At 41.9% G+C, this 23233-nt stretch carries 16 protein-coding genes and 3 tRNA genes; 17 read left to right on the top strand and 2 right to left on the bottom strand.

Features of this window, described 5'->3' with window-relative positions; genetic code table 11:
• Positions 1-109: 109 nt before the first annotated feature.
• From HXT36_RS05335 to HXT36_RS05390, 12 genes are all read left to right on the top strand, one after another.
• Positions 110-769, top strand: coding sequence for a carbonic anhydrase (locus HXT36_RS05335; protein ID WP_421778702.1), 660 nt, complete (start codon positions 110-112; stop codon positions 767-769).
• Positions 763-1896: a permease gene (locus HXT36_RS05340; RefSeq protein ID WP_421778703.1), complete on the top strand. Its 1134-nt coding sequence runs from the start codon at positions 763-765 to the stop codon at positions 1894-1896. Before HXT36_RS05335 ends, HXT36_RS05340 begins: the two co-directional genes overlap by 7 nt.
• Positions 1897-1904: 8 nt before the next feature.
• Positions 1905-2723 carry a TIGR03943 family putative permease subunit gene (locus HXT36_RS05345; protein ID WP_421779245.1) on the top strand — a complete coding sequence of 273 codons (819 nt, stop codon included), beginning with the start codon at positions 1905-1907 and terminating at the stop codon, positions 2721-2723.
• A 98-nt stretch (positions 2724-2821) separates the two neighbouring features.
• Complete coding sequence (locus HXT36_RS05350) at positions 2822-4153, top strand: hemolysin family protein (protein ID WP_421778704.1); 1332 nt, start codon at positions 2822-2824, stop codon at positions 4151-4153.
• Between the two features lie 27 nt (positions 4154-4180).
• Positions 4181-4660, top strand: a complete 480-nt coding sequence (locus tag HXT36_RS05355; protein ID WP_032815613.1) for a Dps family protein — start codon at positions 4181-4183, stop codon at positions 4658-4660.
• Between the two features lie 97 nt (positions 4661-4757).
• Positions 4758-4831, top strand: a tRNA-Ile gene (locus HXT36_RS05360).
• 28 nt (positions 4832-4859) lie between these two features.
• Positions 4860-4932: transfer RNA gene (locus tag HXT36_RS05365), tRNA-Ala, on the top strand.
• 278 nt (positions 4933-5210) lie between these two features.
• A complete protein-coding gene (locus tag HXT36_RS05370; RefSeq protein WP_421778705.1) occupies positions 5211-7598 on the top strand; it encodes a heavy metal translocating P-type ATPase in 2388 nt (795 codons plus the stop codon).
• Between the two features lie 192 nt (positions 7599-7790).
• Positions 7791-9290, top strand: coding sequence for an FAD-dependent oxidoreductase (locus tag HXT36_RS05375; protein WP_421778706.1), 1500 nt, complete (start codon positions 7791-7793; stop codon positions 9288-9290).
• A 184-nt stretch (positions 9291-9474) separates the two neighbouring features.
• Positions 9475-10518, top strand: a complete 1044-nt coding sequence (locus HXT36_RS05380; RefSeq protein WP_421778707.1) for a M48 family metalloprotease — start codon at positions 9475-9477, stop codon at positions 10516-10518.
• Between the two features lie 100 nt (positions 10519-10618).
• Positions 10619-10692, top strand: a tRNA-Gly gene (locus tag HXT36_RS05385).
• Between the two features lie 182 nt (positions 10693-10874).
• Complete coding sequence (locus HXT36_RS05390) at positions 10875-11192, top strand: peptidase A8 (RefSeq protein ID WP_421778708.1); 318 nt, start codon at positions 10875-10877, stop codon at positions 11190-11192.
• 385 nt (positions 11193-11577) lie between these two features.
• On the opposite strand, the gene HXT36_RS05395 is transcribed toward HXT36_RS05390, so the two are convergent.
• Positions 11578-12468 (bottom strand): Fic family protein, encoded by an 891-nt coding sequence (locus tag HXT36_RS05395; protein ID WP_421778709.1) that lies wholly within the window; start codon positions 12466-12468, stop codon positions 11578-11580.
• A 920-nt stretch (positions 12469-13388) separates the two neighbouring features.
• Between HXT36_RS05395 and HXT36_RS05400 the strand changes: the two genes are divergently transcribed.
• Positions 13389-14576 carry a hypothetical protein gene (locus tag HXT36_RS05400; RefSeq protein WP_421778710.1) on the top strand — a complete coding sequence of 396 codons (1188 nt, stop codon included), beginning with the start codon at positions 13389-13391 and terminating at the stop codon, positions 14574-14576.
• Between the two features lie 473 nt (positions 14577-15049).
• On the opposite strand, the gene HXT36_RS05405 is transcribed toward HXT36_RS05400, so the two are convergent.
• Entirely contained in the window at positions 15050-18178 is a 3129-nt protein-coding gene (locus HXT36_RS05405) for a Rib/alpha-like domain-containing protein (protein ID WP_421778711.1), read from the bottom strand.
• 280 nt (positions 18179-18458) lie between these two features.
• On the opposite strand from HXT36_RS05405, the gene HXT36_RS05410 reads away from it, so the two are divergent.
• From HXT36_RS05410 to HXT36_RS05425, 4 genes are all read left to right on the top strand, one after another.
• Positions 18459-19391 carry a DUF4862 family protein gene (locus HXT36_RS05410; RefSeq protein ID WP_421778712.1) on the top strand — a complete coding sequence of 311 codons (933 nt, stop codon included), beginning with the start codon at positions 18459-18461 and terminating at the stop codon, positions 19389-19391.
• Between the two features lie 66 nt (positions 19392-19457).
• Positions 19458-20474 (top strand): ROK family protein, encoded by a 1017-nt coding sequence (locus HXT36_RS05415; RefSeq protein WP_421778713.1) that lies wholly within the window; start codon positions 19458-19460, stop codon positions 20472-20474.
• 98 nt (positions 20475-20572) lie between these two features.
• On the top strand, positions 20573-21241 hold the full coding sequence (locus HXT36_RS05420) for an N-acetylmannosamine-6-phosphate 2-epimerase (RefSeq protein ID WP_004131256.1): 669 nt from the start codon (positions 20573-20575) through the stop codon (positions 21239-21241).
• A 322-nt stretch (positions 21242-21563) separates the two neighbouring features.
• Positions 21564-23129, top strand: a complete 1566-nt coding sequence (locus HXT36_RS05425; RefSeq protein ID WP_119529057.1) for an ABC transporter substrate-binding protein — start codon at positions 21564-21566, stop codon at positions 23127-23129.
• The last annotated feature ends 104 nt before the right edge of the window (positions 23130-23233 follow it).

Here is a 23233-nt window from a genome sequence, read left to right on the forward strand (position 1 = left end):
TTCTTAAACAAAATTCTTATTTACTACGAAAGATACAATATATTTTAAGTCAAAAATTTTAAACTTTAAGCAACTGAAAATATTGCCAATGCCAGTGTAGGAGGTAATAATGCAAGAAGAAGTCAGCGAAGATTTTGCTAATGAAGATTCAGTTTTAGCTACATCGGTATTAAACGCAATGCTTGCAGGGAATCGCAAATTTGCAGACGGCAATTCAGAGCATGCAGGCGTAAATTCAGAATCGCGCATGAAACTTATTGACGGTCAGCATCCTGGAGCTGTTGTGCTTTCGTGCGCAGATTCGCGAGTTGCTCCAGAATTTATATTCGATGCTGGTTTGGGCGATATTTTTTCTGTTCGCACAGCTGGAGAAGTGTTGGATGATGCCGTAATAGCTTCGCTAGAATACGCTGTAAGTGATTTGGGAGTAAAAGTGTTGGTTGTGCTTGGGCATGAGCATTGCGGCGCTGTACAGGCTGTTTTGCCGAACGTGCAAAAGCTGGTTTCTGAATGCGGCGAAGATAAAACAAGCGAAATAATTGAGTCGAGCGAGTCAATATTGCTGCGTTCTTTAGGGCCTGCTGCGCTCGCAGGTGTTGAGGAAAATTTAGATACAGATGATATTGAACGTATTCACGTGTCTAATATTTTGGCTGAAATTTGCGAAAAATCACAAATAATTCGCGAAGCTGTTTTCAAAGACGCTTTGATGCTTGTTGGAGCAAGGTATCGAATGAGTGACGGCTTGGTGGAAGTGTTGTCATGCTAAAAACAGAAACCGAAGCAAAAACAACTATCCAAGTAGAAAAAGCAAGTAAAGCAAAACAAGCAAATTCTGCAAACTATCTATATTTGATTATAGGTATTCCTTTTATTTCTTTGATTATTGCAATGTTTCCAGCATTGCAAGCACGCAACCCGTGGCTGCCTGTAAACACTGTTATTAGAGGTGTTTCGGGGCTACTTTTGCAAGCCGTTCCCTTTACGTTAATTGGTGTTCTTGTTTCTTCTGCTGTAGAAACATGGGTTACGGAAGATTTTATTGAAAAACACGCTCCAAAGTCTATTGCAAACGGCTTTTTGGCTGCGATTCTTGCAGGTGTGTGCGTTCCTGTTTGCGATTGTGTTGTTGTTCCAACTTTTTCTCGTCTTGTTGCTAGAAAGCTGCCTTTGCCTTGTGCTGTAACGTTTTTGTGCGCTGTGCCAGTGGTAAATCCTGTTTCTATTTGGGCCACTTGGTATGCTTTTGCAGACGTTCCAGCAGTTGCTGTAACTCGAGTGGCTTTGGGTGTTGGTGTTGCTCTTTTAGTGGGTGTTAGTTTTGTGATTTTTCCCGTAAAGTCGCAAGTTTTAAGGCAGAATGTATTGGAAAAAGTTCGCGCGGATTGTGTTGATTGTGCAGCGTGCGCAGATTTTAATAAGTTGCAAAGTGGCAATTCTTCGTATAAAAATTCTTCCAGCTTTAAGTCTGATATTAAAAATAGTTTGAAAACTTACGCACATCACATTTACTCAGATTTTATGCGACTAATGCCAATAATTTTGTTTGGAACAATAGTAGCTTCGATTATTCGAGTTTGGCTTGGTGCAGATCCTGCGTCAAAAGTTAATACAACAACTGTTTTTGTTGCGATTCCAGCAATGATGCTAATAGCGTACGCAAGTTCACTTTGCTCCAGTTCCGACGCTGTAATCGCTCGCTCTTTGGCTTCTTCTCTTCCAATGAGTTCGGTAATTGTTTTTCTACTTTTTGGGCCAATGCTAGACATAAAAAACACGCTTATGCTTGTTGAAGATTGCAAAACTGGCTTTGTTTTGCGCTTAATTGCAACGATTGTTGTGTTCTGCTTGTTTGCTGCGCTTATTGTTCATTTTGCGTGGGGAGTAATGCTGTGAGTGATGCTGTGAGTAGTGCTGTGAGTGATATAAATTCTGCAAATTCTGCAAAATTGTCTAAAAAAATAACATTTGCAAGTATTGTTCAAGCGTTGTGCTTATTTTGCTTTTCTGCAACTTTAATGCACAGTGCGCTAAGCGGATCTTACGCAATTTTAACTACTCCGCGTGCCTTTGCTTATCTTATTTTTGCTGCAATTTTGCTTTTTGTTTTAGGAATTTGCTCACTTTTTGGAATTTTTTCTGCGCATGTTAAAGATTGCAAAAAAATAATGGTTTCAATCGTAGCGCCAATGCTTATTATTTTAATCCCATTGCAAATGTCTCAATCTGCACTGGGTGGCGGTTCTTTAAAGTCTGCAGGTTTTGACGAATATGCATCTGGTCGTGCAATAGCAATCGCGTCTAATCGTAAAAATAATAAAAAAAATTTAAGCGGATTAGATGTAGTTAATAAAAAAATTGTTGTTTCAGACGATGATTTTGGCAATTGGTACAACGAAATTGACCATAATTTTGATAAATACAAAGATTATACGATTGTTGTAAAAGGGTTTGTAAGCAAAGAATCTACGCTTTCTAAAGATCAGGTTCGCATATCTAGGCAGTTTATGTCTTGTTGCATTTTAGATATGAGCCCATTTGGTTTTGTTGCGCAAATGCCCCAAAATTTGCAGTTTTCGCAGCATCAATGGGTTGTTGTTAAAGCCAAAATAGCTCTTGGAAAAGTTGGGCTAAAAGGTTACTCGCAAGATGGAATTGTTCTTAAAGTTGAATCCGCTAGCGTTTTGAATAAAGCGCCTTCGGGGTATTTCTACAGAACTTGATTGCGCGTATTTGTTTATTATCCGCATATTATCAACATTATCAATATTGCTTTTATATGCACTTTTTATATGCGTTAAATTCAACTAAGATAGCAAGTATGTCGTTGGGTTTTAACATTGCACTCATTGTTGTGTTCCTTTTGTTTGGTTCCATATTTGCAGCAACCGAACTTGCGCTTGTTAACTTGCGATCGTCGCAGCTGGATCGCATGAAATCGCAGGATGCGAGAGGGGCGCGCGTAGCAAAAATCGCCCGCGATCCAAACACTTTTCTTTCCACTCTTCAAATCGGAGTTACGCTTTCTGGTTTTCTTTCGGCATCTTTTGGCGAATCTGCAATAGCGCCTCATGTTGTGCCATTAGTGGAGTCTTGGGGTGTTTCAAAACATGTAGCAGGCCCGCTTACGACTATTGTTTTAACGCTTATAATATCTTATTTTTCAATCGTAATTTCTGAGCTTGTTCCAAAAAGAATTGCAATGCAGCGATCGGAGCAAATCGCAAGGGCTGTTGTTCCTGCAGTAGATGTGTTTTCTAAAATATGCAAGCCTTTAATATGGTTGATTGCTAAGAATACCAACGGTTTTGTGCGCTTGCTTGGGTTTGATCCAAACGAAAAAGAAAGTGAAGTTTCCGACGAAGAGTTGCGCGTTTTGGTTAATTCCAATAAAAAACTTAGCCAAGATGAGCGCACTATTTTAGACGATGTTTTTGACGCTTCAGAGACGATTGTTGCAGAAGTCATGCGTCCTCGTGCGGACGTTGAGTTTTTGGATGGCTCACTAAGCTTAGAAGATGCTGCTGCAAAGATTCGCGAGCTTCCGTATTCTAGGTACCCAGTAACAGGCAAGGATTTTGATGATGTTATTGGATTTGTTCACGTTCGAGATTTGCTGGATGTTAAAGATCCAAATGCAAAAACTGTAGCAGACGTAACTAGAGAGGGAATAAGTCTTCCTGGAACGTCTAAGTTGCTTCCAAGCCTTGAGCTTCTTAGAAAGCGAGGGGTTCATCTTGCGGTTGTTATTGACGAATATGGTGGAACTGATGGTATTGTAACTCTTGAAGACATGACCGAGGAGCTGGTTGGAGATATTCGAGACGAGTACGACTTGCCAGATGAGTCTGATTTAACCCGCGATAGTAAGTCTACGGCGTTTGTAAACGGAGTGGCTACTGTTGACGGCGGAATGACGATTGAAGACTTTGCAGATGTTACTGGAATCGAATTGGAAGATGGCCCTTACGAAACGGTTGCAGGGTATTTTTTGGCTCGTACAGGCTCCATGGGCAAGGTTGGCGCTGTTTTGCACGATGCAGACGGCTACGATATGACTGTTGCAGAAGTGGATGGTCGTAGAATTGCTACGATTGAAGTTAGAAAAACAGAGCAAAATAAAGATTTGAACAAAATCAATAATAAAAATTAATAAAAAATAGCAAAAATGGAGGATACTATGGCTTTAATGCATATTGTGCCAGGTTTAGACGAAGTTTCTAGCGAGAAAGCTATTGCGGTTTTGCAAAATCGCTTAAGCCACGAGCAGGAAGCTGCTTTAGTCTTAAAGCATGCGCATTGGAATGTTACGGGCTCAGACTTTATTGCAGTTCACGAAATGCTTGACCCTCAAGTTGCAGAAGTTTTGGCTCAAGCAGATGAAACAGCTGAGCGAATTGCAACGCTTGGAGGCTCGCCATTGGGTCGCGCGGACGATATTGTTTCATCTCGCACGTGGAAGCGTTTTTCTCTTAGCGGCAGAAAATCCACTAAAGAATATTTGCAAGCGTTAATTGAGTATTACAACGATATGATTGCGGACGATAGGAATGCCATTGCGCAGCTTGATAATCTTGATATTGTTAGCTCAAACATTATTCAAGACCATGTTCAGCAGCTTGAAAAGTTCCAGTGGTTTATGCGTAGCCATTTAGAATAATTTTGTAGAATAATTTTGCGACACGCTTAGATTTGCTATTTGACATTTTCTGTGTCTGTGCTAATCTAACTACTTGTATGTTTTCAACATACAAGTTGGGCCCGTAGCTCAGGTGGTTAGAGCGCATCCCTGATAAGGATGAGGTCGGAGGTTCAAGTCCTCCCGGGCCCACGATAGAATGAACATCATTCTTTCGAATGGGGCTATGGCGCAGCTGGTAGCGCATCTGCTTTGCAAGCAGAGGGTCAGGAGTTCGAGTCTCCTTAGCTCCACAAATAGGGTTTCTAGCAAATCGCTAGAAGCCCTTTTTTATTCATTGGGTCCGTATTGTGTTTTGTGTGCGTTCCTTGTGTTTGCGCGCGTCTTGTTATATTAGAACGCTTCTCATCAATGGTTGTTGTTAATATATTCATTAACAAATAAACATAAGTATCTTTACGCCGTGTATTGAGTTTGCTGTTATAAATAGCTGCTCAATGGGTTAACAAGGCGTGAAATCGTGTGTTAGCAGCGTTTAGCGCAGTTAGCCTGATCAGCGTAAGGAAAGTGTATGCGTAAACTTTTAGCGTATTGCCGTCGTGCTCCTCAATTAGTAATCGTTTTAGTTTTGTTCCCGTTTATTGCGGCGTTTTATTCTAGCAATCTAACTTTTATACTCGATTTTTGCAAAGCTATAAGCAAGACGTTAAATCAACTATTTTCATTGATAAATTTTGATTTTAATGCACAAATAAGCCTTACAATCGGGCAAAGTATAATAACTTGTTTAGTTTTATACACATGTGTTAAGTCGCTTTTAAGTATGATTGATGATTTGGCGCATGGCACACTTGGAATTGACTTGCTTGCGTTTGTTGCATTGCTTGCAACGCTTTGTATAGGCGAATTTTGGGCAAGTTATTTGATTGTTGTAATGGTGTTTACAGGCGGTGCAATAGAAGACTTTGCGCAAGATGCAGCGCAGAAAAATCTATCTCTTTTAGTAAATGCGTCTCCTCAAACCGCGCATTTAATGACGCTTCCTGGAATAGTGTGCGGTGAATCTTGTGAGCAATGTGCTCTGCTTGATCATAGTCATTTTAGAAAAGTCAGCGATGAATCTTCGCTAGAGGCATTGCAAGAACATAAAGATTTTACTAGTTGTGAATCGTGTAAAAAATGTAACAATAACTCTAAAGAATGCCCAATATTGCAAGATGTAAAGTCTTCTAGCCAATTGCAAAGATACAAAACAGTTCCAGTTGAAGATCTAAAAATAGGCAATGTAATAGTTGTTCTTCCAGGAGAAACAGTTCCTGTAGACGGTGAGCTTTTAAGCGGTTCTGCTGTTCTAGACACAAGCGCAATAAATGGCGAGTCGCTTCCGCGCGAAGTGTTTGCTGGCGCGCAAGTGTTGTCTGGATGCGTAAATGGCGGCGTTGTGTTGATTATGCGCGTAACTAAGTTATCTCAAAATTCGCAATATCAAAAAATCATGAAGTTGGTTGAATCTGCAAGATCTTCTAAGGCTGCTGTAGTTCGATTTGCGGATATGCTTTCCGTTCCTTTTACAGTGATTTCTTTTGTGATTGCATTTAGCGCTTGGGCTGCATCTGGTCAGGATTTAAGATTTGCGCAAGTGTTGGTGCTAGCTACGCCTTGCCCGCTATTAATCGCCGTGCCAGTGGCATTTATGGCAGGAACAGGAAGACTTGCAAAGCTTGGGATTGTTGTAAAAAGTCAGGATGTTTTAGAGCAATTAAGTTGTGTAAGTGATGTTTTCTTCGACAAAACAGGAACGCTTACTGTTAAGCAGCCTCAAGTTGTTAGAGTGGATTTAGCGAATCATCAAGATAGCGAAAATCAGGAAAATCAAGAAAATAGCGAGTTGCAAAATAGAATACTAATGTTTGCAGGCGTTTTGGAAACATACTCGCAGCACATTCTTGCAGGAGGAATTGCAAAAGCTGGAGCAGATCTTTGGCAAAACACGCATCCATCCGCTGTTCCGCAACTTCCAAGCGTTCGCGAATATCCAGTTATAAGCGGTGTTAAAGAAACTGCTGGGCAGGGTATATGTGCAAGTGTGGATGGCGTAAACGTTAGAGTTGGGCGAAAAAGCTACGTTTTGAATGCGCCAGCTGGCTGCCTCGAGGAAAAGTCGCAAGCAACCGAAGATAAAGACACACGCGCAAATGTAGAAAATATAGAAAATGCAGAAGATGCAAAAAATATAAAAAATATATCAAAAATAGAAAGCAATTTTGAAGAGCTTTCTGCCGACGAAATGGCAACATACGTTTCTTTTGATGGCAAACTTGTTGGGCGAATTGTTCTAAAAGACGTGCCTCGAGAAAATGCAAAATCAACGATCCAAAAGCTAAAGGAGCTTGGTGTTCGTTCAATAAGCATGCTCACGGGAGACGGCTTGCAGGCTGCTCAAACAATAGCAAAAAGCGTTGGTATTGAGCGAGTAAAGGCTAATTTGCTACCACAAGACAAGCTTGATTGCATAAAACAGCACTATAGTGGTTATAAAAGCGAAGAAGATTGCGGCAGATTTGAAAGTTTTGGCATATTTAGCAGATTTATGCATAAGAAAAAAGATAAGCGCGTAACGATGATGGTTGGAGATGGCGTAAACGATGCCCCAGTTTTGGCTGCAGCAAACATTGGCGTGGCTTTAATAGATGGCACGGATACAGCAGCTTCGGAGTGCGCGCAAGTTGTGATTATGAACAACAACATTTATGCTGTAGCAAACGCTGTAAGCGTTGCAAAACACACGAAGCGAGTTATGGTTCAGGCTGTTATGTTGGGAATTGGTTTGGCTGTTATAAGCATGATTGCGGCTGCTTTTGGGCTGATTCCTGCCGTTTTTGGAGCTATGATGCAAGAGATGATTGATGTTGTGTCTATTTTGTGGGCGCTAACAGCGTTGAAAGGCAAGCGTGCGTAAGTGACAATATTCACTTTGCTCTTTTCTTGAATGAACCAAGGCGCTAGTCTAAGTAGTGGAGCATAAAAGCCAGCGATTTTATTTAAATCTTCAAAAAGAATAGGCTTAAGAATGCTCGAAACACGCAAAATGTAATGTTTTAACATAACAAAAGTTGAATAATAAAATTTGAATAACAACATGGGAAAATTTATGGAAATGAATTATGATGCGGATTCGCGCGAATTGCGAATCGCAGTTATTGGCGCGGGGCCTGCTGGAATCTACTCGTCAGATATTTTCCTTCGTCAGCTTAAAAAACTAGGCGACGAAATGGGCTTGGGTACGGCAGCTAGAATCGATTTATTTGAAAAGTTGCCAGTGCCATTTGGGCTTGTTCGATATGGCGTTGCTCCAGACCATCCGAGTATAAAATTCATTGCAGATGCTTTGGCTAAAACGCTTGATAATCCAAATATTCACTTGTATGCGAATGTTGAATTTGGCAAAGATATTACACTAGAAGATTTGTTGCCGCGCTATGACGCAATTCTTTTTGCTACGGGCGCTGTAGAAGATAAGCTGATTAGTATTCCGGGAGCATCGTTAAATGGCGTTTATGGCGCTGCAAAGTTTGTGGAATGGTACGACGGATATCCTACCAGCGAGCGTACGTGGCCGCTTGATGCAAGCGAAGTGGCTGTTATCGGCGGCGGAAATGTTGCTATGGATGTTGCGCGCGAGCTTTTGCGAGATGCGGATTATCTTAGAGAGCACACGGATATTTCCGACGATGTTTACAATGGTTTGCTTAAAAATCAGGCTAAAACACTTCACTTGTTTATTCGACGAGGCGTTGCACAAGCTAAATTCTCTGTGCAAGAATTGCGCGAGATGGAAAAGCTTTCTGGTGTGCAAATAGTTGTAAACGAAAGCGATTTTGACCTGGACGACGAAACAATTGATGTTGCTGGAAAAGACAAATTGACTCGCCAAATGGTAGAAGAGCTTTTTGCTATACGCGATTTGAGTGAAGATATGCAAGACGGCGGAAACGTTGACTTTGAAGGCAATCCTGCAAATAAGCGCTACGTTATTCACTTTAACGCAAATCCAGTTGAGATTCTGGGAGAAAATGGGCAGGTTGTTGCGATTCGTGTAGAGCGCACGGCTACAAGCGCGGATGGCAAAATGACTTGCACTGGCGAGTTTGAAGAATATCCAGTTCAGGCAGTTTACCATGCGATTGGATATAAGCCTGCGCAAGTTAGTGGAGTTGCTTACGATTCTTCTCGCGCACTTCTTGCAAACAACGATGGCAGGATTTTAACTTCTGCGCAAAATGGGGTTGTTTGCCCACGATTGTATGCAACTGGTTGGGCTAAGCGAGGGCCAGTCGGGTTGATTGGTTCTACAAAGTCGGATGCTTTGCAAGTCGTTGAAAATATGCTGGAAGACTTAGCAAAAAGTTCGACCGAAGAATGTGAAAGCGCGCTTCCTGAGATTCCTGCACTTCCTGGAAGATTGGCAACAGATAGAGACCCTAAGTCTATTGAAAATCTTCTTGAATCTAGAGGAGTCAAAGTGGTTGATTTTGAAGGGTGGAAGAGGATTGATGCTTTCGAGGTGGAATCTGGATTAGCGGAAAATCGCGCTCGCAAAAAAGTCGTATCTAAACAAATGCTTATGGATATAGCGGAAATTAAACAATAGTTTATATTGAGTGTACGCATTGATTGGTAAACATTGATTAGTGGCCATTAACTGTAGCCAAATTGCGCAGAAAGTGGCCACTTTTCAACATTTATTCACCTGTTTTAAGTGTGTTAAATCATAAACATTAAATACACAGTTTTCATTCAGCAAAATTACAGTTGCGATTATTAAAATCAAAAGCATGTTTGGCAACATGGGTATGCGCTATTGCAACAATTTGAAAACAGTAGTGTTGTTTTCGCTAATATGGCTATTTGCTGCTTTGCTGTGGATTGTTGCTGGATTGCGTTTGTCGATGCTGGTTTGGTTTGCAATTATTGCAATAATTTTAAGCTTATGTGCTTATTGGCTTTCTGGAAAAGTTGCCACTCGCATTATGCGTGCTAGCGAAATTAGCGAGAACGAAGAACCTGTTTTATACGGCATTGTTCGCGAGATTTCTGCGCAAATCGAAAAGCCTATGCCGCGCATTTATGTTGCTCCAACAGACAGTCCGAATATTTTTGCAATTGGTAGAAGCGAGCGTCACGCAACAATTTGCTGCACTCGTGGTCTTTTGAATATTCTAAACGAGCGCGAGTTGCGTGGCGTTGTAAGCCACGAGCTTGTTCATGTTTATAATCACGATATTTTGAATTCAACGGTTGCATCTGCAATCGCAACAGTTATTACGTATTTTGGGTATGTGCTTATGTATTCGGGAAGTGAGTGTGCAAAATCTGCTAAAAGGCGTTGCCCTGTACTAAAAGTTATTGGCAAGGTTTTAAGTGCCATTTTTGTGCCGCTCGGTTCTCTATTTGTTAAGCTTGCGATTTCTAGAGCGCGCGAGCTGGATGCAGATCGAAGTGCAAGTATGCTTACTGGCGACCCTGCGGCTTTGGCATCTGCTCTAAACAAAATTTCCTACGGAGTTAAGATGCATAAGATGGATTTGCATTCGGGAGTGCAAGCTATTGCTTCACTGATGATTGTAAATCCGTTTGCAAACTACGATTCCAAGCTTTTAAAGCTGTTTTCTAGGCAGCCAGATGTTAACAAGCGAGTTGACTCTTTAATGCTTATGTCTAGTAAGATGGAAAGTCTTGTGCAAGAAGATGCACGTGGAGAAATCGATCATATTGAGCATGATGGCGATAGCGTGTTTCGTTTTAATAATGGCGCTAAATACAATGTTGAATACGGCAAAGGTGTTTCTGGCGGAGTTGTAGCAGTTAGCGGAGCGTGATATTCTTAGATGGTTTGCTTTTTAGATTGATTCTTGAGCGCTTATTTGCTTGTTTGTAGGCAGATTATCGGTAAGGATTAATCGCGGAGTAACCGAGCATGCGGACATAGTTCATCGGTAGAATGGAAGCTTCCCAAGCTTCAGAGGCGGGTTCGATTCCCGTTGTCCGCTCCATGTAGAAAACGTTGATATATCAACGTTTGTGGCTTGTTCTTATGTCTTAGAAGTACGCTAAATGTGAAAATAATGTGCAAAATTCTATAATTTTTTTTTTAATATTGACACGAAAATCTTAGTTAAATTAAAATCGTATTAAATCCGCTATGGTAGAGGATTTAATTGGGCAGGAGGTTTTTATGTTAGATATGTTGTTTGCACTTGTTGCTGTTGCATCAATGTTAATAGGCTTGGTTTTGTCTGTAATGCTTTGGGTTAAAAGCAGCAAGTCAGTTAAAGAGTTGTATAAAAACGCATGTGTATATGCGATTGTTGATGTTGTATTAGGTGTATTGTCTTGGGCAACTTATGCTGCGACTATCAATTCCGTAGATGTTGATGTGCGTGAATTCTACACAAATTACTTCACAGCGCCATTGATTGTTCTTGCTGTTCTTGTTGTGAGCATTGCAGCTATAACCATCTTTAAGAGTAAAAAAGATAGCTATGTAGCATAACTAGATTAAACAGTTTATTAAAAATAATAGCCTTCTGAGATTAATTAAAATTCAGAAGGCTATGTTTGTTATATGTTGTGTTTGGTTTGATTGTGATTTATTGATTTCAGTCTGAATTCTGTGTGTTATATTTAGACAAAAGATGTATAAATCGTAGTTTTTGTACATTGGATGTATAAAAAATTGTACATTGAATGTACAAAAAATACGTTTTTTGTGTATACAAGTTCTTATAAGTTTGCTGTGGGAATGCATTTGGATTATAGGCCAATTAGAATCTGTGGCCAAGTCGGAGATTCGACCACAGTGCTGTTAATAGTTCAGTCAACTATCTGAGAGAATAACAGTAAAGCCAATTGCGCGTAGCTTTAATTAAAAATAATCATTACTCTAAAATAGACAAATACAAATCAAGTCTTTGATTTAAATATCTTGCAAACAAGTTTGCCATGGCAGACACGTTATGTTTTGAGTGATACTCATCAAAAGCTTCATAATATTTCAAGCGATCAGTAAATTTTATATCTATTGGTGGGTAACCTGCTTTCATCAATTCCAAATTGACCAGCAGTCTTCCTGTTCTTCCATTTCCATCAATAAAAGGATGAATGCTTTCGAATTCTATATGAAAACGAGCAAGTTTAGTAACAATATCTTCATCGCTATTTTTGTATTTTTTCAATAATTCTTCCATTTTTGAAGCGATTAAATATGGTTGTGGTGGCTCATGTGTAGATCCCATAATTCGAACGGGAACTCTTCTATAAACGCCTCTATCTTCTTTCTTATTGGCTAAAACTAAATAGTGTATGTCTTTTATAACTTTTTCATTTATTTGCTTATTTTTGCTAACAAGATGTTTTACGTAATCAAAGGCTTCTTTGTGTCCAATAACTTCTAGGTGCTCTTTTAATGATTTTTGATCAACAGTAAGCCCTCTAAGAACCATGTCTGTTTCGCGCAGTGTTAAAGTGTTTCCTTCAATTGCGTTTGAGTTATATGTATATTCTATTAGAAATTCTTCATTAAGTCTTTCTAATTCTCCTTCAGTTAGGGGTCTTCTTGTTTTAAGGGTTTCTAATTTAGTTTTTATGATTGGAATTAGCGATTTGCTAATTTTATATCTTCCGTCGGTTGGCTTTGCTGCGTCATGCGGTATTTTCCAGGATCTTCCTTCTCGATATACTCCTGGAATTTTCCCTTCGGAGCATAGAATTCTTACTCGTCTATCTGATATGCCCCATTTTTCAGCAGCTTGCTTTACTGTTATGTACATAAAATACCCTTAATCATTGTTGCATTTTATTATATTTTAACGTTTTATCGGAATAACATAAACAGTAGCGGAATAACATATTTAATTTATCGGAACAATAGTGATTGATAAAACTAGTAACGTGAATCTGTGTTAAATATTGGGATATCTTTGTTTAGAATGATTTTGCAAGTAAAGAATAGCCCAGATTCGATTGTGGCAAAACGCTTGTATTGCAATACGCTAGACATGATTTTTTTACACACTTTTGGGGCTTCGGGCCCTTGATTTCAGTCTGAAGTGTGTGTGATATTTAGACAAAAGATGTATAAATCGTAGTTTTTGTACATTGGATGTATAAAAAATTGTACATTGGATGTACAAAAAATACGTTTTTTGTGTATACAAGTTCTTATAAGCGCGCTGTAACGCGCGAGCGACATGATCTTCTATTCCGCTTTTTGTACGTGTTTTGGGTCAAATTTGGTACAAAATGCGTCAATTGGTTCCGCTTTTTGTTGCTCAACACGCTGATTATAACTACAAAAAGCGGAAAGTTTTCCCGAGTTTGTTTCTCTACGCACTTAAATCAGCTACAAAGTGCGGAATCAAGCGGCGCGACACGCGCGAAAAGTCTTTCCTTAAAAAAACCTGAGAAAATTCTTCAAAAACCTTGAAATACGTATTTTTACGGTTTAAGTGTTGTTTATCCACAAATTTTACGGTAATGTGGCCTTTATTGTGGATTAGTTTGTGTATAACATCATTTTTTTTCGGTTTAGCATGTGTGGCTGGGGCTTGACTTTTTCAAACGGGGGGGGGTATGTTAATAGCAAACATGGCCGCACCTAGTTTGGCCGTGTGCCACAGTCCGCTTTTGGATTGTGGAGCAAATTTTTCTATGCGCCCCTAACGCATAGGAGAAGAAGAAAGGAAATAAAATGATGAATAAGAAGGCTATCGCCGCTTTCGCTGCTGGCGCAACTTTGCTTGCTGGCTTCGCAATGGCAACCCCAGCTTTTGCTGAGACTCCAACCGCTCCTAAGATTACTAAGTCTCAGGCTGCTAAGGATGTTAAGACTGCTAAGGACAACTTGGATAAGGCTCAGGGCGAGCTTAAGGCTTTAGAAGCAGGTAAAGAAGAGGCAAAGGCACCAACTATTGCTGGTGTAACTTTAACTGATTGCTATACTACTAAAGATGGTAAGTTTGAGCCAGTTGAGGCTAAGATTGGTGCTCTTAAAGAGGAACAAGCTAAGCTAGTACGTAAGTATATTAATGAGTACAATGCTCATGTTGATTACACTAAGAAGGCTGAAGAGGTTCAGAAGCTTGATGCTGCTTACAACAAGGCTCTTCGTGAACAAGCTGAAGCTGTAGATGATCCTACAACTCCATCTGAGGATGATCAGAAGGATGCTGCTATCGCCCGTGTTCGTACCGCTGCAGCTGATCTTCAGACTAAGATTGAGAAGAAGCAGAAGACTTATGCTGAGTATCTCAAGAAGAAGTCTGCTTACAATGCAGCTAAGGAAAAGGTTTCTGCCTGCAAGGAAGCTGTTAAGGCTGCTGAGGATGCTTTGAATGACTTTATGATGAGCGGTGAAACTGATTCTAAGCGTGAAGACCATCTTAATGATGTTCTTGATCGCGCTAAGGCCAAGCTTACTGCTGCTGAAACCAAGCAGACTAAGGCTGAGGGAGAGTATAAGGAAGCTAAGCAGAAGGCTACGGATGCAAAGTCTCTTTGGAAGGATGCTGTAAAAGAGTATCACGCTGCTTACGATCATGCTGTGTCTCTTGATGTAGATCCAACCAAGCTTCCAGTTGTTTCTACTGCTGCAGATCCATTGGATAATGACTTCCTTGATCTTCCAAGCACCTCCAATGGTGTTGCTCCAGCTGGTAAGAATGGTGCTCAGGCTGGTGCTAACGGCGCTGCCGCTGGTAAGGCTGGCGCTGCTAATGGCTCTGCCGCTGCTGGCGCTAAGACTGAGGTTGAGAACAAGAATGGCAAGGACAAGCGCGGTAACGCCCACGCTACTACTGGTGTTGGCGTAACTTTGACCGCTTTGGCTGCCACCATGCTTGCTGGCATGGGTGCTGCTGTTCGCAAGGCTCGTCACTAAGCACTGCGCGCGCACTGGTGTTCGCTGGTGCGCGCTTGAAATAGGCTTGCGTTAGGCGGCGGCGCGTGTTTTGTGCTGCAGCTTGCACGCGGGGTTTAGAGTTTGCTCGGTTTGCCGAAATTTCCTTTTCTTACCGTGTAGGTTCTTTATTCTGCTTGCGGGTGCTTAATGCTTGTTGCTAGAGATGGTTTTCCGCTAGGGACGGGATTCTGTTCTTTAGTTTTAAAGGCTTGTTAGGTTTCTAACAAGCCTTTTTCTTTTACGTGTTTTGTTGTTCAATGCGCTAAGTATTTGTATATTTTTGTTTTAGAGTTATTCTACGAATGAAGAATAATCATATTTGATATGCTATGAGTCTTACTGCTATAAGGGCTATGAGCTGATTTGCGCACTTTTTAGCATATAGCCCACCATCTTGGTTGTTTGCAAGCTGGTGGGCTATATAGTATTTAGTATCTAGTTTTTTACATTAGCTATTTAGTTAGATGTGATTTTCTTGCAGCTGTAATGATTGTGCAAACAAACAGCATTAATGCAGTGCTAAAAACAGCTGGAATCACTTGTATTCCAGTATTAGGAAGCTTGTTGTTTACACTAGCGCTATGTGTTTGCGATGAAACAACTTCACTTGAAGAATTATTTTGCAAAGATTCGTTTTTCTTTACTAACACATTAGTCCATGCAACTTGCTTGCCATTTTCGTCGATAAGAACAATAGTGTGATTGCCGCTATATTCTTGTGGAATAATCGCATCAAATATTGCTTTGCCCTGTTTGTTGATGCGAACTGTTACATGCTTTGTTCCATTTACGCTATAAAGAAGCTTAGGGCTTGAATAAATGTATGCGTATGCTTTTACTGCTTTGTTTAGTTGCAATTTACGCATGAATTCTGCTGTTGTGTTTAGAGAAACAGTAATCTGATTGTTCTTTCCTGCATAAGCAATGTTATTGTTTCCAACAGTTAGAGTGTTGGTTAATTCTGGCAGCAAATCAGCAATGCTCTTTGGTGCTTCTGGCACTTCTGTTGATTCTGGTGCCTGCTTCTGATTTGTGAGCGATTCTGTATTGTTGTTAATTTCCACAAAGCTTTTGCTTGGTGAGTTATTGTTAGCATTAGGAGCTTGTGGACTATTAGTCTCGCTAGGCGGCTTATGAGATTCTGCATTTGGGGTTGGCTGATGAGTTTGATGAGTCTGATGAGTCTGATGAGTCTGCGGTGTTGTATTGTTTGTAGGGTTTGCAGGCTCTGGATTTGGTTGCGGTGTAGGTGGAACTGGAGTCTGTGGGTGCTCTGGTTGTGGATGTGGTTGTGGATGTGGTTGTGGTTGAGGTTGAGGCTGAGGTTGAGGCTGTGGTTGAGGCTGAGGTTGAGGCTGAGGTTGAGGCTGAGGTGGTGTAGGAATATTAGGCTCTGGTTGTGGTGCTGGTGTTGGTGTTACTGGCGTTGCTGGAGTTAGGTTGATCCATGGGATTACTTCTTTTGCTGGCGTTAGCTCCGCCCACGGTGTTGCTTTTCTTGCTGGTGTTAGTGGCGTTGCAGGAATTATTTTTACAACGTGAGCTTTAAGAGTTACTTTCCGCTTTGCTCCACTTGCAAATTTCACTTCTACAACAAGTGTAGTATCGCCAATTTTTGTAGTGTTTGGCTGCGCAATAATTTTAACGGTGCTATTTTTCGGTAAACCTTGCAAATATGGCTTAAAGTCGAAATCTGCATTAATCGTAGTATCTTTTTTGACTTCTACTTTCTTACCTTCTACTGCTGTAACGTTTGGTATTGGTGTAATAGTTTTACCTGGAGTTACTTCTTTTGCTGGCGTTAGCTCCGCCCACGGTGTTGATTTCTTTGCTGGAGTTAGCTCCGCCCACGGTGTTGATTTCTTTGCTGGAGTTAGCTCCGCCCACGGTGTTGCTTCATAGATTTTTACGGGAATCTTTACCGTTCGCTTAGTGCCGTTAACAAAGCTTACTTTTACGGTAATGTCTTGTGCGCCCTTAGTGTTCATATTTGGCGTATTGAGCAAAGAAACTTTAGCGTTACTAGGTACGCCATCAAGATATTTCTTAGCGTCAAAATCGTTAGGGAATGTAGAATTTAGCTCAAAACGAAGGTTGGTATCGCTTTTAACGGTGACTTCTGGCATATTTACTACGCGTATAGTAAATCCTTTTTCAATCGTTTTAGTGCCATTTATTTTTATCTTAAGCTTGCCTGTATAGTCTCCAGCTTTAGAGATGTTAATTAAATCGCGATTTGTAACATCTTCAAAAGTTGCTCCTTGAGGAAGATCCTTAGCGTTTGCTAAAGCATCCTTAAAATCGCTTGGTAAAGGCTCGCCATTTGCAAGAAGAATTTCTTTAACTTCTGGCTTGTAAGTTTCTTCGTAAGGCTTTACTTCTGCAGGTTTTGGAGTTTCTTTAACTTTTGTAACGCCTGGGTTTACTGTTCCAGTGCCATCAATCTGTTTTCTGTTTCCAACGGTAAATCCTGGCTGATTGTCCATCTTTTTATCTAGGAAGTTGCGCGAGCTGTGACCATTGTTTCCAGTGTCTATAATTTTTGCACCATCAACATGACCAATAAAGCTTATAAGCGTATCTTTCTTTGTGGCATAATGCTCAGCGTAACCTTTTTTAGTAAGTTCGTTTAGTTCTTCGGCTCGTTGCTTCATTGATGGCCTAAAAATGCTTCCCTTAATTTTTGGAGCATTAAATGTATAAGCTTTAGTAAACCAATCGTAATTTTTCCGCTTAGCATAAACAAGCGCACGTTCTGTTAAATATCCGCCTAAAGAATGGCCAGTAACGTACAGATTGCTTACTAAATGTTCACTGTTTAATTCATCCATAAGTTTTTCTGTAGTTGTTGCTTGGCTAATTTCTCCGCCAAAGAATAGCTTGAAATCCATTCCTGCGTCTTTTGAGCCTTGAGTTCCGCGGATTCCAAGAACTTGCACGCCGTTTTGCTCAATAAATGGGTATTCAGGATTAACATTTTCAAAAAGAACAGCATCAAAGCCATCGGACTCGTGGTATGTTTTCTTTACTTTCCAATATGGCGCAAGTTCGTTATGCATAAGCTTATATTCGTTGCGATCTTTGTAAATATCTGTAAGCTCATGCTTGTCGTCAAGTACTTTATTTACGTAATTATCATCCCTATACACAAGTTCCATAAACAGAGCCATGTCGCGGGGGCTAATATCCCACCTGCGAGGATTTTTATCGTCTTTGTCGTTTAATCCGTCGCCATCGGTGTCTTTAATCAAAGGATGTGACTTGTATCCGTAGTAGGTTCGTCCATCTTTTGTGTACGTGTAAAGCTCTTCGCTGTTCTTAAGGTCATCGCCATCGCTGTCTTCATTTGGATCTAGAGCTGGCTTTCCATACAACAATTGGTCAATTTGGCCATTTTCTAGGCGAATTCTGCCAGTTGAAATGTCGTGAGCGGTTTGTGCGGTAAGAGGTGTGGTAGATGGCAATGTCTCACTTGCAATTGCTGTTGATGTTAATACTGGAATTCCAAGCAGTGACGAAAAAACCAATCCAAAAGTTAATACAATTCCACTAATTGTGCGAATAGTACTTACCTTTCTCATACCACAATCCTTACTTTATATAGTTTTATTTTGACGATTTGGAAAGTCTTATTGAGAGCAATTCAATCGATTTTACTCAACCTTGTAATTTTATCAAATTTAATGTTTTTTACAAAAGCTGCTTTAGTTTGCAAACAATTTAGTCGCAAGTACAAAGATTTATCAGACGTCTGACGAATTGTAGTGATATTGGTGTAATCTACGAATCAAAAGACAAATCGAAAGATAAGTCGAAAGACAAATCAGAATACAAATCAGCTACGATTTCAAGGAGGATATCATGCTGAAAGCTAAGTTTGTTGTAGGCGCATACGCATCGTTGCCAAAAACTCGCGAAGATCAAGAAAAATACTACGATTTGCTGGGCAAGCAAAGCTGGATTGGCGGAACGGAGATTCCATACCCAGGAGATTTGGCAGATCCAAAAAATCGCGCGTGGCTAGCAAGCGCAATACCATCGCATTGGCATGCAAACACGATTACGGCAATTCCTGGAACAATGCGTCACATAAACTTTGACCCAGATCCAGAATTTGGACTTGCAAGCCCAAGTGAAGAAGGCAGGCATCGCGCGCTCGCATTCTTTAAGGATATTCGCGAAGCAATCGCAAACGTTGTAGACATTAGAGATAGCTGCGATATATCTCATGTAGAAATACACACGGCTCCAACTCGTTTAGCGCAAGCGGATGCAATGAAAAAGTCGTTAGAAGAACTCGCTCAGCTTGATTGGTGCGGAGCAAAGTTGGTGATTGAGCATTGCGATAGATATATTGAAAGCCAAAATCCAGAAAAAGGATTCCTGCCTCTAGAAGAAGAGATTCAAATTGCAAAAGAAGCGGGAATTGGAATCACAATCAACTGGGGTAGAAGCGTTGTAGAAGAGCGAAATGCTCAAGCGGCAGTGGAACACGTGCGCGCGGCAAGGCAGGCGGGAGTTCTGCAAGGATTAATGTTCTCGGGAGCTGGCCCAGATGCAACGCAATACGGATACGAGTGGATTGATGGCCACTTGCCAATGAACCCAGATGAGCCGACTTCGTTAATGACGTCTAAAGAAATTCAAGAAACCACTCACGAAGCGCTAAAAGACGATTATGCAATCGACTATTTGGGCGCAAAAGTGTGCGTTCCGCAAGATGCGAGCGTGGAGGAGCGCTTGGGATATTTGGCGCGCATTCACGATGCTGTGGTTTCTGCGCAGGGTGAGTGAATAGGTAAAGTCGAGTAAATAGTAAAAATAAAGTCGCAAACGCAAGAAAGAAAACGGAAATTAGTTATGGACGAAATAAAAGATTCTCGCTCTACGTATCTTGCTTTTGATATAGGCGGAACAAAAATCGCGTACGGATTGGTGACTTTGCCAGAGTCTTTAGAATCTTCAGGGTCTAGCTTTGGTAAAGAAGGCGAAGATTGCGCTTTTCCAACAGTGGAAGACTATGGCTCTATGCCAACAGAAGCTGCAAAAGGCGGAGAAGACATAAAGAATCGCTTAGTGGCACGCGCAAAGCAAATATTGGAAGATGCGGCGAAAAGTGGCAAAACCATTAGCGGAATTGGAATAGCAGCTGCAGGAGTGCCAAATAGCAAAACTGGCGAAATTGTAGCAGCTACAGACATTCTGCCAGGTTGGCGAGGTCAGCGAATTTACGACGCGTTTAAGCGCGTAACTGACTTGCCAGTTTATATGATTGGCGATGTTGGTGGCCACGGCCTTGGAGAAGCGATTTACGGAGCAGGCCGCGGAAAATCGATTGTGTTTTCTGTTGGCATAGGCACTGGAATTGGCGGCGCGATTATTGTAAACGGCAAGCTGTTTACGGGCGCGCACGGAGTTGCAGGACACGCTGGCCACGTTGTTAGTGATTTGGGAGTTGGCTTTGACTGCTCTTGCGGAGCGCATGCTGGTCATATTGAGCCAGTGGCTTCGGGAACTGGGCTTGCCACTCTTTACAACAGCAATCTTCCGCAAGGCACCGAGCTTGCAAAAAACGGCTACGAGGTTTGTGTGCGCGCAAATTCTGGTCAGGATGCGCACGCTAAAGAAACGCTTGCTAGAAGCGGCAAGGCCTTGGGGCAGTGCGTTGCAGGAATGGCGAATCTTATAGATCCAGATGTGATTGTGCTTTCTGGGTCTGTTGTAGAAGCTGGCGATATTTGGTGGAACGCTATGCGAAGCGGATTTGAAGATTCTGCTTTAACGTTGATTAAAAGTACGCCGATTGTTAAGGGCAAGCTTGGTGGGGCGGCTCCGCTTATTGGTGCGGCTTGGGCTGTTCACTCAAATCGCGTTTAGTTGCGTTTGATTGCGATAGGTCGCGTTTAATCGCGCTAGCGTTTGATTGTGTTTAATTTTGTTTAGTTTAGTCATATTTGAAAAAAGGAGGAATCTATATGAATCCTGTGATTGAAAAAATCAAGGGCGGCCTAGTGGTTAGCTGCCAGGCGTACCCAGGGGAGCCGCTTAGGCACCCAGAAACAATGGCACAAATGGCAATGGCGGCCGTAGAAGGCGGAGCTGTTGGCATTAGATGCCAGGGGCTGTCGGATATTTCTGCGATTAAAGGGCAAGTTGATGTTCCTGTAATCGGCATTTGGAAAGACGGTCACGAAGGCGTCTATATAACTCCGACTTTGCGTCATGCGCGCTGTTGTGCTGCTGCTGGGGCAGATATTATTGCGATTGATGCTACGGATAGGCCACGCCCAGATGGATTGACTTACGAGCAAACTGTTCGCGCGCTGCACGACGAAGGCATAGTTGTTATGGCCGATTGCGGCAACTTCGATGATGCCAAGCGCGCGGCGGATTGTGGAACGGATATTATATCTACCACTTTGGCTGGCACTTCTCCTGGAAGGCCAAAAACGGACGGCCCAGATTTTGAGCTTTTAGGTCAGATTTTGCAAGCTTTCCCAGATTATCCAATTATTTGCGAAGGGCGTATTCACACTCCAGATCAGTTGCACAAGGTTATGCAAATGGGCGCTTGGGCTGCTGTTGTTGGAACGGCGATTACGCACCCAACGTCGATTACGCGCTGGTTTGCAGCAAAGTTGTAGGCGGCGAGCAGGTAGGCGGATGCGGCTGGGGGCGCTAAGGAAAAGTCGCAAGCAGCCGCGGATTCGCCGAGCGCGCGTAAGTAACAAATAAAGAAAAATAGTGGTTATATGTGTGTCGATTATGTGCGATTTTGTTCTAATTTTTCGTGATTTAAAAAATAATCAAAATTTTCACAAATTCGACACACGCATAACTTGACATCAGACATCAGACCTCTTATGTTTGAAGTAACGTGAAAATAACGCACGCGCTATAATTTAAAATGTTTTCGCATTCGAAGACGAAATGCAAAAAACCCAAACTCAATGGTGAGGAGAAAATATGGCACGAATTAACTCGAAGCTAACCGTGGCAATCGCCGCTGGTGTGGCCGCATTAATGATGCTTTCTGGCTGCGGTGGAGCAAAAACCCACAAGGCAGCAAAAGCAAAGACTGCTGTTAAAGACACAATTACTGCACAGGTTGCATACGCAAGCCGCGACTTTGCGCCATCTACAACCTCTGGCGCGTTGCCAATGGCAGCAAACTGGCACGTTACAGAGCCACTTTACGCTCTTGATTACAGCAACTTTAAGGTTTTCAACGCTCTTGCAAAGGGTGAGCCAAAGAAGATTTCCGATACCGAATACGAAGTAACAATTCGCGATGCTGCTAAGTTCTCGGACGGAACGGAAGTAACCGCAGGCGATGTAGTGTCTTCCTTTAAGCGCACAACTGCAAAGGGCAGCCTTTACATCTCTATGCTCGACTTTATTGATTCTGTAGAAGCAAAAGACAATCGTCACGTAATCTTTAAGCTAAAGAAGGCGTTCCCACTGTTCAAGCAGCGCCTTGCTTTGATTCAGATTGTTCCAACTGCAAAGTCTGATGCAGATCTTAAGAACATGCCAATCGGCTCTGGCCCATGGAAGTATGTTTCGATTACAGATAACCAGGTAAAGTTTGAGCGCAACGATCTTTACAATGGCAAGTACAAGGCACAGACCAAGAAGATGGTTTGGAATGTAACCGTTGACGATACTGCTCGCGTAACCGCAATGCAGGGTGGCAAGACCGACGTAATGGAAATGGTTCCAGCACAGGCATTCAACACTTTGAAGGCGTCTGGTTCCGAGCTTAAGACCGCACAGGGCTTTACTCTTCCATTTGTTATGTTCAACACAAAGCAGAAGCCATTCGACGACAAGCGAGTTCGCCAAGCAGTTCTCTACGCGATTGACGTAAACAAGCTGATTACCAACCAAATGAGCGGCCAGGGCGAGGCAGCAACAAGCTTCTTGCCAAAGAACTACGCAAATTACCACAAGGCAAAGAACGTTTACACCAAGAACATTGCTAAGGCAAAGAGCTTGCTTAAGGAAGCTGGCGTAAATGGCCCACTAAAGTTCACTCTTTACACAACGGACCACACTTGGATTACTCAGCTTGCTCCACAAATCAAGAACGATCTTGCAGAGATTGGTATGGATGTAGAGATCAAGTCTATGAAGTCTTCCGCACTCTACCCACAGATTACCGACCGCGACGATGCAAACTACTCCATGGTTCTTGCTCCAGGCGATCCATCCGTATTCGGCAACGACCCAGACTTGCTTATGAGCTGGTGGTACGGCGACAACGCTTGGACCCGTCAGCGCTCCTTCTGGAAGAACTCCGAAGGATACACAAAGCTCCACGAGCTTATGGACAAGGCTTTGGCTGCCAGCAAGCCAGCTGAGCGTCAGAAGTATTGGAACCAGTGCTTCGATTTGATTAGCGACGAAGTGCCTCTGTACCCACTCTTCCACCGCAAGACTACGACCGCTGTAAAGAAGGGCGCATTGGCTGAGTGGAATGCAATCGGCTCCACTGGCATCAACCTTGTAAAAGCAAAGCTAACAAAGTAGGTGCAAGTCAAAGTAACAAACTTCATTTTCCCTAACCTCTAACCGCAAAACCGGCCCAACTGTTTACCTTTCTCGCCTTTGTGCAGATGGGCCGGTTTTGTTAT

Source organism: Gardnerella sp. DNF01144, from assembly GCF_049244245.1.
In the GTDB taxonomy this organism is placed as follows: domain Bacteria; phylum Actinomycetota; class Actinomycetes; order Actinomycetales; family Bifidobacteriaceae; genus Bifidobacterium; species Bifidobacterium piotii.

Bases quoted from the DNA above. Each gene is read 5' to 3' on its own strand.
- HXT36_RS05415 (WP_421778713.1), top strand. From the start codon at position 19,458: ATGGACGAAATAAAAGATTCTCGCTCTACGTATCTTGCTTTTGATATA.
- HXT36_RS05335 (WP_421778702.1), top strand. From the start codon at position 110: ATGCAAGAAGAAGTCAGCGAAGATTTTGCTAATGAAGATTCAGTTTTA.
- HXT36_RS05340 (WP_421778703.1), top strand. From the start codon at position 763: ATGCTAAAAACAGAAACCGAAGCAAAAACAACTATCCAAGTAGAAAAA.
- HXT36_RS05380 (WP_421778707.1), top strand. From the start codon at position 9,475: ATGTTTGGCAACATGGGTATGCGCTATTGCAACAATTTGAAAACAGTA.
- HXT36_RS05355 (WP_032815613.1), top strand. From the start codon at position 4,181: ATGGCTTTAATGCATATTGTGCCAGGTTTAGACGAAGTTTCTAGCGAG.
- HXT36_RS05390 (WP_421778708.1), top strand. From the start codon at position 10,875: ATGTTAGATATGTTGTTTGCACTTGTTGCTGTTGCATCAATGTTAATA.
- HXT36_RS05395 (WP_421778709.1), bottom strand. From the start codon at position 12,468: ATGTACATAACAGTAAAGCAAGCTGCTGAAAAATGGGGCATATCAGAT.
- HXT36_RS05350 (WP_421778704.1), top strand. From the start codon at position 2,822: ATGTCGTTGGGTTTTAACATTGCACTCATTGTTGTGTTCCTTTTGTTT.
- HXT36_RS05370 (WP_421778705.1), top strand. From the start codon at position 5,211: ATGCGTAAACTTTTAGCGTATTGCCGTCGTGCTCCTCAATTAGTAATC.
- HXT36_RS05405 (WP_421778711.1), bottom strand. From the start codon at position 18,178: ATGAGAAAGGTAAGTACTATTCGCACAATTAGTGGAATTGTATTAACT.
- HXT36_RS05400 (WP_421778710.1), top strand. From the start codon at position 13,389: ATGATGAATAAGAAGGCTATCGCCGCTTTCGCTGCTGGCGCAACTTTG.
- HXT36_RS05425 (WP_119529057.1), top strand. From the start codon at position 21,564: ATGGCACGAATTAACTCGAAGCTAACCGTGGCAATCGCCGCTGGTGTG.
- HXT36_RS05410 (WP_421778712.1), top strand. From the start codon at position 18,459: ATGCTGAAAGCTAAGTTTGTTGTAGGCGCATACGCATCGTTGCCAAAA.
- HXT36_RS05375 (WP_421778706.1), top strand. From the start codon at position 7,791: ATGGAAATGAATTATGATGCGGATTCGCGCGAATTGCGAATCGCAGTT.
- HXT36_RS05420 (WP_004131256.1), top strand. From the start codon at position 20,573: ATGAATCCTGTGATTGAAAAAATCAAGGGCGGCCTAGTGGTTAGCTGC.